The following is a 12,265-nucleotide window of genomic DNA, read 5'->3' on the forward strand; positions in this document are numbered from 1 at the left end:
GGTGCCAGAACAAGGCGGCAAGCGAATGAATCCCGATGAGCTTACGTATAGTAAGTGATTCGGGTGAATGAGCGAAGCCAACACAGTTATGGTGCCAATGGCGAAGAGAGAAAGTTTAGTTGCCGTTCTTCCCGCCTGTCAGGGGCGGGTTTTTTATTTCCCTGAACTAGCACGCACCACTAACTGCACCGGCAGCAGCAGATTCTCTTCCTGATTTTCTTCCAGCAGTAAACGCAGCGCTTCACGCCCCAGCTGTTTTTTATCAACCGCAACGGTAGTCAGCAGCGGATGTGACCAGGACGCAGCATCGATATCATCAAATCCCACCAGCGCAAGATCTTCCGGGATACGTATACCCTGCTGCGCACACACCTGCTGAACAACCATCGCTGCCGCGTCGTTATAGGCAAAAATGGCATCGGGCGGCTCTGGCAGTCTGAGTAGCTCATTAACCGCATCCACCAGAGATTGCTCGGTATCCAGCAGCGGCGGCGCAACGACATCGTACTCTGGCGGCATTAGCAAACGGGCTTCATACAATGCCTGACGGTAGCCCTTTTCACGCTGACGGATGCTGTAGTGCGCGAGCGTACTGGCAAGAAAAGCAATGCGGCTGCGGCCTTGTGCAATCAGATGTTGCGTAGCCAGATAGCCGCCCAGAGTATTGTCAGGATTCACGCAAGGCAGTCCTGGCGCCCAGAGATCCACCAGCACCAGCGGCAATTTCATCTGTTGTAGCAGCCCAAGCAACTCAGGTTCAAAAAATCCCGCGCAGATCAGCGCATCAGGCTGGTGCAGCATCACCTGCTCACTCACTGCATCGCCTGGACCTATAGAGAGAAAGCTTAGCGCAACCCCCTTTTCGCGACACAGATCTTCTATCCCCAGCAGCAGTTGAGAGTAAAACGGTAAAGCCCGGCTGATATTGTGCTGGCGATGCAGTAAAAACAGGACACGTTTGATTTTGTCTGCGCGCAGGCGTGAAAAATCATAACCCTGCTGCTGCGCCACTGAAATAATGCGCTGTCGGGTCTCTTCCCGCAGCCCCGGTTGCCCTTTTAGCGCGCGGGAAACAGCGCCAACCGAGACGCCACAAGCGTCGGCAATGTCTCTGATACGTACAGGTTTCGTCATTTCACTCTCATGGATTTACTGTGGCTTGTTGTGCCCCCAGCCAGGCTGCGCCGCGTACGCCGCTGCTGTCGCCGTGGCGGGCCTGAACGATCGGTGTGCGGCACTGTTTACCAAACACGTACTGCGCCACTCGCGCCTGTAAGCCTGAGTACAGTAAATCGATATTGGATACCCCGCCCCCCAGCACGATAACATCGGGATCGAGCATATTTACCACACTCGCCAACGCGCGAGCCAGTTGATCGCAATAGCGTTCCCATAACAAACAGGCGTCTGCATCACCCGATGCTACCCGTTGCATAATTTGTGGCACACCCATATGTTGCGCGGTGTGATTCATATACTGGCGCTCCAGGCCACTACCCGAAATAAAGCTCTCAATACAGTTCAACTGTCCGCAATAGCATGTCACTTCAGCCCCGTCCTGAGATCCGTGGTAGCGCGGCAATGCATTATGCCCCCACTCTCCGGCACAGGCGTTAGGGCCGGAGATCAACCGGTTCTCAATGCACAGACCACCGCCGCATCCGGTGCCGAGGATCACGCCAAATACCACGCTATGCCCACGCCCACTACCGTCCATCGCTTCTGACAGGGTAAAGCAGTTGGCATCATTGGTAACGGGCACTGGCATTCCTAATGCACGCTCGAGATCTTGCGCAAAGGCCTGCTGATTCAGCACCAGAATGTTGGAATTCTTAATCAAACCTTCGCTATCCACCGCACCTGGCACCCCGACGCCAACCGATAAAGGCTGATTAATGGCCTGCATAGCCCTGGCTATCATCTCCGTCACGGCCTGGAAAAAATCACCGTAACGCTGCTTTGGTGTCGCACATCGTTCGCGGTAAACAATTTCACCCGCGTTATCAATCACCACCGCTTCGATTTTAGTCCCGCCGATATCCAGTCCGAGCCTCATGGTTTTTCCTCGTTTGCGTCTCACAATGTGATGCGGTTTAGCTTGCCTATTTTGTTTACTAAACACATGGATAGCTGTCACAAAAACTCAATTTATGTTTGAGTGACGGACATATTATGTTTACTAAAAAATAATTATGATGAGAAAGAGAGGCAATGACGCCGGGCCTGCGCCCTGCCAGTTGGAAGACAGATGATTGATGGATGCGCCGGAAGGGCTCCGGCGCACAGCGCTTAAATGAACGCGAAAGCGTCGCCAAACAGGCGATCTTCACGCGCACTGCGTTCATTACAGAACAGATCGCGCGCGATTTTGGCCATTTCAAAACGACCGGCAATGTAGATATCGTGCTCAGCCAGGGTACCGTAATCCTGCAATACCGCCGTTAACACGGTTCCCGTACGACCACGCCAGCCGTCTTCTGGCTGTTCCACCACTGGCTCAACGCGCAGATTCGGGTGATTAACAGACAACGCTTCCAGTTCGGAGAGATCGTAGAGATGCTTCTCTTCACGCCCACCCCAGTAAATGGTGATATCGCGGTTTGGATTACGCGCCAGCGCAGTAAGCAGAATGGAACGCACGTAAGAGAACCCTGTACCACCGGCAATCAGGATCAGCGGGCGCTCGTCTTCATCACGCAGCCAGGCTTCGCCATGCGGAATGTCGACCTTGATTTCCCGGTCTTTCAGAATGCGGTCCATCACAGCCATGGCATAAAGATTTAGCTCAGAGGCGCCAACGTGCAGCTCAATGAATCCTTGCTCGTCCGGCGTGGATGCCATGGAGAACGGACGCTTATCCCTTTCGTCCATCACGACCATTAAATACTGGCCAGCACGAAAGGAAAACGCCGCGTCTGGCACTAAACGAACGCGATATACGGTATCAGTGATAGCTTCTACCGAGGTCACTTTACAGCTTAAGGTTGTCATGCGCTCTCTCTGTCGGATCAATAGGCAAAATGATCGCGCCTCAGGCGCTTTTGCCGTCATTAAAGATGGCCAGTTCATCCCAAATTGCGTCAATACGCGCAGTTACTTCAGGATCTTTTTTAATCGGGCGTCCCCATTCGCGTTGGGTTTCGCCCGGCCATTTATTTGTGGCATCCAGCCCCATTTTTGAACCCAGGCCGGAAACCGGCGAGGCAAAGTCCAGGTAATCAATTGGCGTATTCTCTACCAGTACCGTATCCCGAGCCGGGTCCATACGGGTAGTAATTGCCCAAATCACATCATTCCAGTTGCGTGCATTAACATCATCATCGCAGACAATAACAAATTTGGTGTACATAAACTGGCGCAAAAACGACCAAACACCCATCATGACGCGTTTGGCATGACCAGCGTACTGTTTTTTCATCGTCACCACGGCCAGACGATATGAACAGCCTTCCGGAGGCAGGTAAAAATCGACGATTTCCGGGAACTGCTTTTGCAGAATAGGAACGAAAACTTCGTTCAGCGCCACGCCAAGCACCGCGGGCTCATCAGGCGGACGTCCGGTATAAGTAGAGTGATAAATCGCCTCTTCACGCTGGGTAATGTGCGTGACGGTAAAGACCGGAAAGCTATCTACTTCGTTGTAGTAGCCGGTATGATCGCCATACGGTCCTTCCGGGGCCAGCTCACCCGGTTCGATATACCCTTCCAGCACGATTTCAGCACTGGCGGGCACTTCCAGATCGTTGGAAATACATTTGACCACTTCGGTCTTGGTGCCACGTAACAGCCCGGCAAATGCGTACTCGGATAATGTATCAGGGACGGGCGTCACGGCCCCCAGAATGGTCGCAGGATCTGCCCCCAACGCCACCGAAACCGGGAAGCGCTCGCCTGGATGCGCCGCACACCACTCCTGGTAATCGAGTGCGCCGCCGCGGTGGGACAGCCAGCGCATAATGAGCTTGTTTTTGCCAATCAGCTGCTGGCGATAAATACCCAGATTCTGCCGCTCTTTATGTGGGCCACGCGTTACGGTTAGCCCCCAGGTAATCAGCGGTGCGGCATCTTCCGGCCAACAGGTCATAATCGGAATACGGTTTAAATCGACGTCATCACCGGAGTAGATTTTTTGCTGACAAGGCGCACCGCGCAACCGCTTAGTCGGCATGTTCAGCACCTGCTTAAACTGCGGCAGCTTATCAAACAGATCGCGGAATCCTTTCGGTGGCTCCGGCTCTTTCAAAAACGCCAACAGTTTACCGACTTCCCGTAGTGCCGAGACATCTTCCTGCCCCATCCCCATCGCAACACGCTTCGGTGTGCCGAACAGGTTACACAGCACCGGCATGGAATAGCCTTTAGGATTCTCAAACAGTAACGCAGGCCCGCCAGCACGCAGAGTGCGATCGGCAATTTCAGTAATTTCCAGGTGGGGATCCACCTCAAGCGAAATGCGTTTGAGCTCGCCCTGCTGTTCAAGCAGCGTCAGGAAGTCGCGTAAATCGTGATATTTCATGGCGTCCATTGTGGCCTCTTCGTAAGCGCTTCATTATACGGCGTTCATCATTGTGATGCTGTATTTTTGTTAAATTAGCGTGAACTCTGGCGATACATATAAGCCCTGGGAGTATATACCCGTTGGGTTTCAGCCTGCTTTGAGGCGGGTATAATTAACTTAACTCATGGCTTTTGCTATGCTAGCGCTCAGAACAAGCGAATAAGAGTTATTATGCAATCCTGGTATTTACTGTACTGCAAACGTGGGCAACTTCAGCGAGCCCAGGAACACCTGGAAAGACAGGCGGTGAACTGCCTGACGCCTATGATCACCCTGGAAAAAATGGTGCGTGGTAAACGTACCACAGTCAGTGAACCACTATTCCCTAATTACATGTTTGTCGAGTTCGACCCGGAAGTGATCCACACCACCACGATCAACGCCACGCGTGGTGTCAGCCATTTCGTTCGCTTTGGAGCGACGCCTGCGACCGTCCCATCCCCCGTAATTCACCAGCTTTCTATCTACAAGCCTGAAGGTATTGTTGACCCGCAAACCCCTCAGCCAGGGGACAGCGTGATTATTACTGAAGGGGCGTTTGAGGGACTGAAAGCGATCTTCACCGAACCGGATGGCGAAGCGCGTTCCATGCTGCTGCTTAACCTCTTGAATAAAGAGATTAAGCAGAGCGTTAAAAATACCGGTTTTCGAAAAATATAAGTCGTTTAGAAGGTCACTTCGAACAGCGTTCTGACGTTGGCATCAATGGTTGCTGACAGCCATTGAGGATCTTCCCCACGCCAGTGAGCAATTCGCTCAAGAATATGCGGCAGGTGCGCCGGTTCATTGCGACGTGACGTCGGTTTAGGCGTTAAGTCGCGGGGGAGCAGGTAAGGTGCATCGGTTTCTATCAGCAGTCTTTCCACCGGAATAAACGGCAGCAGATCCCGCAGTTCCATCCCCCGGCGTTCATCACAGACCCACCCGGTGATACCGATATAAAGCCCTCGGTCCACGCAGTCCTGCATCTCCTGGCGCGAACCGGTGAAACAGTGCAGCACCGCGCCTGGGAGGCTGTCCAGCCACGGCTCCAGCAACGTCAGAAAACGCTCATGCGCATCCCGACAATGCATGAAAATCGGCATCTGCAGTTCAGCAGCAATGCGCAGTTGCGCTTCAAAAGCACGTTCCTGCTCCTGCGGCGTGGAGAAATTGCGATTGAAATCCAGACCGCACTCACCAATAGCGACTACCTTCGACTGGTTTGCCAGCGCGATGATCTCGTCTTCCGTTGAGGATTGCCATTGGCTGCTGTCATGCGGGTGCACGCCAGCCGTGGACCAGCACTGCCGATAATGCTGCGCCAGCTTTAACGCCTGCTGGCTTTCGTGAAGGTTTGTTCCGGTCAGAAGCATACCGTTTACGCCCGCAGCAAAGGCGCGCGCCACGACCTCATCCCGGTCTTTCGCAAATTGTGAACTGGTTAAATTAACGCCAATATCAAACATGCTTCCTCCCATATGACAACCGCCCTGACGGGCGGTTGAATTTATTCTTCAGTTTTCTCGGTGGCTTCGGCTTCTTTTGCTTCTTCAGCCTCGTTGTCCTCATCCCGCGTACGTCGCTTACCGACATAGAAACGAGAGAAGAAAACACCCACCTCGAACAGGCAGTACATCGGTATCGCCAACAACGTTTGCGAGAAGACATCTGGCGGAGTCAGTAGCATCCCGACGACAAAAGCACCCACCACAACATAAGGACGTTTTTTGCGTAAATCATCTGGCGTCGTAATGCCCATCCAGCATAGCAGCACGATGGCGACAGGCACCTCAAAAGAGACACCGAAAGCCATAAATAGCGCCATTACAAAGCTGAGATAGCTGGCAATATCCGTTGATACTTGCACGCCTTGCGGAGCCGTGTTGGCCAGAAAACCAAACGCCAACGGGAAGACAACAAAATAGGCGAATGCCATGCCGATGTAGAACAACAACGAACTGGAGACCAGCAGCGGAACAACCAGACGGCGTTCATGTTTATACAACGCTGGCGCAATAAATGCCCACACCTGGTAGAGGATCACTGGCGCTGACAGGATCAGCGATACCATGAAGGTCAACTTGATTGGGGTAAAGAACGGCGAAGCCACATCGGTGGCGATCATCGTTGCACCCTGCGGCATCTGTTTAATCAACGGCGCCGCGACCATATGGTAAATGTCGTTGGCAAAGTAAACCAACGCCAGAAAGATCACGATTACCGCAATGATGCAGTTCAGGAGTCGCTTACGCAGCTCAATAAGATGCGTGATGAGCGGTTGGGTATCTTCTACAGCCATGTTTACGGTTTATCACTCGACGAGGGGGAGGATTCGGCAACAGGTGCGACAGCTTTCTTTTCTGCATCCATTAACGTAGCGGAAGTGTTTTCCGTTGGCTCTGGCGTTTTAGCACCCGTGGATTCCGGTTTTTGCTCCGGCGAACTGGCCTGGTTTTCAGCGGCAGCAGGGGTGACCCCTTCTCGCTGCGCTTCAGCTTCTTTCACCACCGGATTATGGATAGTGTGCGCTTCATCGCTCTCTTTCTCAGGATCGTGCACACTGTAAGAACGCTTCATCGACTCTGCCGCTTCACGCAACTCATCCATTGAGGCTTTCAACTCCGGGGTCAGATTTGTCAGGCTCGCTTTCTCTACTTTCTTCAGGCTGTCCTGAAACTCCTGAAGCTTAAGCTCCTGGGTCAGTTCATTCTGAACAGTAGTTGCCAGGGAACGCAAAGCACGAACCCAGCCAGCAACCGTTTTTACCGCTACAGGTAAACGTTGCGGCCCCAGGACGATGAGGCCGATCACGAACACCAATAACAGTTCGCTAAAACCGATATCAAACACGGATTATACCTGCTCTTTATCTTGGCTTTTGGCGTCTTCTTTTTTCACTTCGCCCTGCTTATCGGTAATGGATTTAGCAGTAAAATCAGCGTCCTGGCTGTTTTTATCTTGCTTTGGCTCATCATCACCCATTGCTTTTTTGAAGCCTTTAATCGACGCGCCAAGATCGGAACCGATGGAGCCGAGTTTCTTGGTGCCAAATAGCAGTACAACGATGACGGCAATGATCAACAACTGCCAAATACTGATACCACCCATACATGTTCCTCTGTCATAGATGATGAATTAATAAGGCCGTAGTATACGTTACACGACCTGCCTAGGGCGATGAAAAATTCAGCGCATTTTGCGCCAGCCGATCAACCAGGCTAAGACACCGCCGGCCATTAACCAGCCCGGCATAAGCCCCCACTCAGGACGGCTTACCAGCAGGAATGTTCCACTGAGCAACAATGTTGCACCAATGCCCAATAAATAACGGGATTGTCCCTGACGTACATGATTCGCGTGAAGCTCGCGGGCAATCTTATCAACACTGTGCTGTAAATATTTGCCCTGGCGCAAACTGTCATACACCAGTTCAGGTATTTCTGGCATTTTTTCGACCCAGAACGGTGCTTTTTCTTTAAATGCCCTAACAAGCGCCGGAATACCGACCTGATCTTTGATCCAGGATTCGAGGAAAGGCTTGGCCGTTTTCCACAAATCTAACTGCGGGTAGAGCTGACGTCCGACACCTTCAACGTACAGCAGCGTCTTCTGTAGCAATACCAGTTGAGGCTGAACTTCCATATTGAATCGGCGCGCTGTGTTGAACAGATTTAACAGCACATGACCAAAGGAAATCTCCGCCAGCGGTTTTTCGAAAATCGGCTCGCACACAGTACGAATGGCAAATTCAAACTCTTCTACGTTGGTATCCGGCGGAACCCAGCCAGAATCCACATGCAGTTCAGCAACTTTGCGGTAGTCGCGGTTAAAAAACGCGATGAAGTTTTCAGCCAGATAACGCTTATCTTCTTTGTTTAAAGAACCCACAATCCCACAATCAATACCAATGTATTTCGGGTTTTCGGGATGCTCATAACTCACGAAAATGTTCCCAGGGTGCATATCCGCATGGAAAAAGCTGTCGCGGAATACCTGAGTAAAGAAGACCTGAACACCGCGTTCAGCCAGCAGCTTCATATTGGTGCCGTTCTTCTCAAGCGAGGTGACATCTGAAACGGGAATACCGTAAATGCGCTCCATCACCATCATGTTCTGACTGCAATAGTCAGAGTACACTTCCGGGATGTACAGCATTGGGCTGTCTTCAAAATTACGTCGCAGCTGAATCGCGTTCGCCGACTCGCGCAGCAGATTCAGCTCATCAATCAACGTTTTTTCATATTCACGGACCACTTCTGTTGGTCGCAGGCGGCGGCCGTCTGGCATCAGGCGAGGTACCCAGCGAGCAAGGCGGTAGATCAGTTTCAAATCCGCTTTAATTACCGGCAGTATGTCCGGGCGGATAACTTTGATCACCACCTCTTTCCCATTCGATTTCAGTCGCGCGGTGTGAACCTGAGCAATAGACGCAGATGCCAGCGGCGTGATCTCAAAATCATCAAACCATTCTTCGACGGGCAGCCCCCCCATCGCCTCTTCGATTTGTTCTTTCGCTCTTTGCCCATCGAATGGGGCTACCCGATCCTGCAATAACGCTAGCTGATCGGCGATGTGCGGAGGGAAAAGATCACGACGGGTAGAGAGCATTTGCCCGAACTTGATCCACACCGGGCCGAGCTCCTGTAAAGCCAGTCTCAGCCGTTCTCCCAGCGGTTTGTCTTTATGTCGGTTGGGCATCCAGAACAGCGTGTAACGCCACAGCCGGAGCGGCAGCGTGATACGCATTTTGGGGATGAGTTCATCAAGACCGTAGCTTAAAAAAGTGCGAATGATGAAATAAAGGCGCCGTACTTCACCTGGCGTCATTTGGCCTCCAGTTTTTCCAGCCGTTTGGCCAGAGATTCGACCGCACGCTCAACGGCTGCCGTTTCTTCTGCAAACCATGCAACCTCAAGCGGACCAGGAGCCATACGCCACTCTTCGGTGATCGCTTCGGCAACATAGCGCTGCTGGCGTTGAATGTTGTGGCACAGGAACTTCGCTCCACCACGCAAAACTTTGCTGACCCCTTCCGCGACGATATCGCCGGTATAAGGTGCTAACAGTTCTGCGGGATCAAACTCCGCCAGATCGGCCAACGCGACAAAGTTCTGTACCACCTGGATATCGCCCTGAACCTCCAGCTCACCACTGCGGATAAGCGTGGTGAGTTGCTGCCGGTCGCGTAATTTCGGTAACACGCTGGCATGTGTGATTACGGTGCAATCGGCTTCGCCTTCCCATGCCCCCAGCACATCGACCTGGCGCTCACTAAACACCAGCACTAACGGTGTTGAAAATCCTTTTAGCTCAACACGCAGCACTTTGCCCTGTAAACGCGTTCTGGCTGACTTGAGCGCAGGAGAACGATACAGAAAGGTGTTAAGCAAATTTTCAACGCCGGCGGTCACTAAGGGTTTTAAAGGCATCCCCAATCTCCTGTCAGAACTTGTAACCACGATGCAGCGCAACGACACCTGCCGTCAGGTTGTAGTAATCAACGCTTTCGAACCCGGCATCTTGCATCATTGCTTTTAAGGTGTCCTGATCGGGATGCATGCGGATGGACTCCGCCAAATAGCGATAACTGTCTGCATCGCTTGCCACCATAGAACCAATGCGCGGCAAAACGTGGAAAGAGTATGCGTCGTAGGCTTTACTCAGCGGTTCGATAATCGGCTTGGAGAACTCCAGCACCAGTAGACGTCCGCCCGGCTTCAACACGCGATACATAGATCGTAATGCTTTGTCTTTATCCGTTACGTTGCGCAGACCGAAAGAGATGGTGATGCAGTCAAACGTGTTGTCTGGGAAAGGTAATGCTTCCGCATTCGCCTGAACGTACTCAACGTTACCCACGACGCCGATATTACGCAGCTTTTCGCGACCCATTTTGAGCATTGAGTCGTTGATATCCGCCAGCACAACTTTGCCAGTTTCGCCAACCATGCGAGAGAATTTCGCCGTCAGATCGCCCGTACCGCCCGCCAAATCGAGAACGGTTTGCCCGCGGCGCACGCCACTGCAGTCAATGGTGAAGCGCTTCCACAAACGATGAATGCCAAATGACATTAAGTCATTCATAACGTCATATTTAGACGCCACAGAATGAAAAACGTGGGCCACCATGTCAGCTTTCTGCTCTTTAGCGACGGTCTGAAAGCCAAAGTGCGTCGTTTCTTGTGAATTATCCACCATCTCAGTGCCTGCTCATCCAAAAAATGTTCAAGAAGTGTAACAGATTGGGCCAATTTGCCCTACCCTTCTGCCCGGTTCAACTACCCCAAACGGACTAGTTTGATTGCTGGTTTACCGCTTCATCATCAGGGTAAGGTTCATCCTGCTGCGTCTCAGGGACCGAGCGCAAGCGGTACTCTTCATCCTGCGTAGTGGCTTGTTCAGCCAGTTCAGGATTAATCTCGCGCTTAATTTCCACGCCTAAACTGCGAAACGCTTCTGCCTGTGACAGGACGTTTCCACGGCCTGAAGAGAGTTTTTTCATCGCCTGTCGGTAGTTATCCTGGGCTTTATCCAGGCTTTGGCCAATTGCCGACATATCATCCACAAACAACCGCATCTTGTCATAAAGTTTGCTGGCCCGATCGGCAATCTGTTGCGCATTACGACTCTGATGCTCGTAGCGCCACAAGTTGGCAATCGTGCGCAATGCCACCAACAACGTGGTAGGGCTAACCAGCATAATGTTATTTTTAAGGGCTTCGGTAATCAGTTCAGGCTGTCTATCGAGCGCCAGTAAAAAAGCAGGCTCAACGGGGATAAACATCAGCACATAGTCAAGTGTGCGCAGCCCAGGAAGCTGCTGATAGTCTTTGCGCCCCAGCAGACGGATATGGTTTCGTACCGAGGCGATGTGCTCCTGCAACGCGCTCTCGCGGGTGTATTCATCTTCAGCATTAAAATAGCGTTCATAGGCGACCAGCGTCATTTTCGCGTCGATCACCACATCTTTGCCCTGCGGTAACCGGACGATAACATCTGGCTGCATCCGCGAACGGGCATCGTTCTCAATGCTGACCTGGGTTTCGTATTCATAGCCTTCGCGCAGACCGGAAGCCTCAAGCACCCGGGTGAGTACGACCTCGCCCCAGTTGCCCTGCGTTTTGTTATCGCCTTTTAATGCCCGCGTCAGGTTTACCGCTTCCTGCGCCATCTGCGCGTTCAGTTGCTGCAGATTACGAATTTCGTGCGCCAGAGTATGGCGTTCTTGCGCCTCTTTACCAAAGCTATCCTGAACCTGGCGTCGAAAACCGTCCAGTTGTTCGCGAAGCGGTGTAAGCAGGCTGTTCAGGCTTTGGCGATTTTGCTCGTCTACACGACGGTTGCTGTGCTCGAAAATACGGTTCGCCAGATTTTCAAACTGTTCGCTTAGACGCTGTTCGCTGTTGATCATCTGGCGGATTTTATCTTCCGCGTGCTGCTGCGTCGCTTCCAGTCGGGTAGTGACTTCTCGAAGATCGGCTTCCAGAGAGGTGTTGATGCTGTGCAGGCTGCGCAATTCGTTATTGAGTAATTCGCACTCATCGCGCCAGTGGGCTTCCTGTGAGAGCTGCTGGCGGGCGGCGCTTAGCGCAATATCCAGTTCGCGTCGTTCTTCGATGAGGTCGGCACGGATCCGATCGGCATGCGCTTTTGTTGCCAGCCACCCCACCAGCAGCCCTGCGGCTAACGCCAGCACGGCACTCATCATAATTGAAATATCCACAA

General features: G+C 52.3%; 13 protein-coding genes. 1 reads left to right on the top strand and 12 read right to left on the bottom strand.

The features are described from left to right. Positions 1 to 153: 153 nt before the first annotated feature. From HV350_RS24370 to ubiD, 4 genes are all read right to left on the bottom strand, one after another. Positions 154 to 1,134: a LacI family DNA-binding transcriptional regulator gene (locus tag HV350_RS24370; RefSeq protein ID WP_181629506.1), complete on the bottom strand. Its 981-nt coding sequence runs from the start codon at positions 1,132 to 1,134 to the stop codon at positions 154 to 156. A gap of 7 nt (positions 1,135 to 1,141) precedes the next feature. Further along, complete coding sequence (locus HV350_RS24375; RefSeq protein WP_169330471.1) at positions 1,142 to 2,056, bottom strand: ROK family protein; 915 nt, start codon at positions 2,054 to 2,056, stop codon at positions 1,142 to 1,144. A gap of 233 nt (positions 2,057 to 2,289) precedes the next feature. Next, positions 2,290 to 2,991, bottom strand: coding sequence for an NAD(P)H-flavin reductase (gene fre / locus HV350_RS24380; protein WP_003828903.1), 702 nt, complete (start codon positions 2,989 to 2,991; stop codon positions 2,290 to 2,292). 40 nt (positions 2,992 to 3,031) lie between these two features. Continuing rightward, a complete protein-coding gene (gene ubiD / locus HV350_RS24385) occupies positions 3,032 to 4,525 on the bottom strand; it encodes a 4-hydroxy-3-polyprenylbenzoate decarboxylase (protein WP_137352358.1) in 1,494 nt (497 codons plus the stop codon). 204 nt (positions 4,526 to 4,729) lie between these two features. Here ubiD and rfaH point away from each other — a divergent pair, with 204 nt between their 5' ends. Beyond that, on the top strand, positions 4,730 to 5,218 hold the full coding sequence (rfaH, locus tag HV350_RS24390) for a transcription/translation regulatory transformer protein RfaH (protein WP_047358740.1): 489 nt from the start codon (positions 4,730 to 4,732) through the stop codon (positions 5,216 to 5,218). Positions 5,219 to 5,223: 5 nt separating this feature from the next. Here rfaH and tatD read toward each other — a convergent pair whose 3' ends face one another. From tatD to rmuC, 8 genes are all read right to left on the bottom strand, one after another. After that, positions 5,224 to 6,006: a 3'-5' ssDNA/RNA exonuclease TatD gene (gene tatD / locus HV350_RS24395; protein WP_181629508.1), complete on the bottom strand. Its 783-nt coding sequence runs from the start codon at positions 6,004 to 6,006 to the stop codon at positions 5,224 to 5,226. 41 nt (positions 6,007 to 6,047) lie between these two features. Continuing rightward, the gene (gene tatC, locus HV350_RS24400) at positions 6,048 to 6,839 is read right to left on the bottom strand and encodes a Sec-independent protein translocase subunit TatC (RefSeq protein ID WP_016155142.1); all 792 of its coding nucleotides are present in this window, start codon (positions 6,837 to 6,839) and stop codon (positions 6,048 to 6,050) included. Between the two features lie 2 nt (positions 6,840 to 6,841). After that, a complete protein-coding gene (gene tatB / locus HV350_RS24405; RefSeq protein WP_016155141.1) occupies positions 6,842 to 7,390 on the bottom strand; it encodes a Sec-independent protein translocase protein TatB in 549 nt (182 codons plus the stop codon). A gap of 3 nt (positions 7,391 to 7,393) precedes the next feature. Then, positions 7,394 to 7,648, bottom strand: coding sequence for a Sec-independent protein translocase subunit TatA (gene tatA / locus HV350_RS24410; RefSeq protein WP_101701057.1), 255 nt, complete (start codon positions 7,646 to 7,648; stop codon positions 7,394 to 7,396). 78 nt (positions 7,649 to 7,726) lie between these two features. Continuing rightward, a complete protein-coding gene (ubiB, locus tag HV350_RS24415; RefSeq protein ID WP_016155140.1) occupies positions 7,727 to 9,367 on the bottom strand; it encodes a ubiquinone biosynthesis regulatory protein kinase UbiB in 1,641 nt (546 codons plus the stop codon). After that, a complete protein-coding gene (ubiJ, locus tag HV350_RS24420; RefSeq protein ID WP_016155139.1) occupies positions 9,364 to 9,969 on the bottom strand; it encodes a ubiquinone biosynthesis protein UbiJ in 606 nt (201 codons plus the stop codon). Before ubiJ ends, ubiB begins: the two co-directional genes overlap by 4 nt. Positions 9,970 to 9,982: 13 nt before the next feature. After that, a complete protein-coding gene (ubiE, locus tag HV350_RS24425) occupies positions 9,983 to 10,738 on the bottom strand; it encodes a bifunctional demethylmenaquinone methyltransferase/2-methoxy-6-polyprenyl-1,4-benzoquinol methylase UbiE (RefSeq protein WP_003017897.1) in 756 nt (251 codons plus the stop codon). 94 nt (positions 10,739 to 10,832) lie between these two features. Beyond that, entirely contained in the window at positions 10,833 to 12,263 is a 1,431-nt protein-coding gene (gene rmuC / locus HV350_RS24430) for a DNA recombination protein RmuC (RefSeq protein ID WP_019078423.1), read from the bottom strand. Positions 12,264 to 12,265 lie beyond the last annotated feature (2 nt).

It is taken from the genome of Citrobacter sp. RHBSTW-01013 (assembly GCF_013781985.1).
Taxonomy (GTDB): Bacteria; Pseudomonadota; Gammaproteobacteria; order Enterobacterales; family Enterobacteriaceae; genus Citrobacter; species Citrobacter braakii.

Coding starts and splice junctions, on each gene's coding strand:
- HV350_RS24370 (WP_181629506.1), bottom strand. CDS start 1,134: ATGACGAAACCTGTACGTATCAGAGACATTGCCGACGCTTGTGGCGTC.
- HV350_RS24375 (WP_169330471.1), bottom strand. CDS start 2,056: ATGAGGCTCGGACTGGATATCGGCGGGACTAAAATCGAAGCGGTGGTG.
- fre (WP_003828903.1), bottom strand. CDS start 2,991: ATGACAACCTTAAGCTGTAAAGTGACCTCGGTAGAAGCTATCACTGAT.
- ubiD (WP_137352358.1), bottom strand. CDS start 4,525: ATGGACGCCATGAAATATCACGATTTACGCGACTTCCTGACGCTGCTT.
- rfaH (WP_047358740.1), top strand. CDS start 4,730: ATGCAATCCTGGTATTTACTGTACTGCAAACGTGGGCAACTTCAGCGA.
- tatD (WP_181629508.1), bottom strand. CDS start 6,006: ATGTTTGATATTGGCGTTAATTTAACCAGTTCACAATTTGCGAAAGAC.
- tatC (WP_016155142.1), bottom strand. CDS start 6,839: ATGGCTGTAGAAGATACCCAACCGCTCATCACGCATCTTATTGAGCTG.
- tatA (WP_101701057.1), bottom strand. CDS start 7,648: ATGGGTGGTATCAGTATTTGGCAGTTGTTGATCATTGCCGTCATCGTT.
- ubiB (WP_016155140.1), bottom strand. CDS start 9,367: ATGACGCCAGGTGAAGTACGGCGCCTTTATTTCATCATTCGCACTTTT.
- ubiJ (WP_016155139.1), bottom strand. CDS start 9,969: ATGCCTTTAAAACCCTTAGTGACCGCCGGCGTTGAAAATTTGCTTAAC.
- ubiE (WP_003017897.1), bottom strand. CDS start 10,738: ATGGTGGATAATTCACAAGAAACGACGCACTTTGGCTTTCAGACCGTC.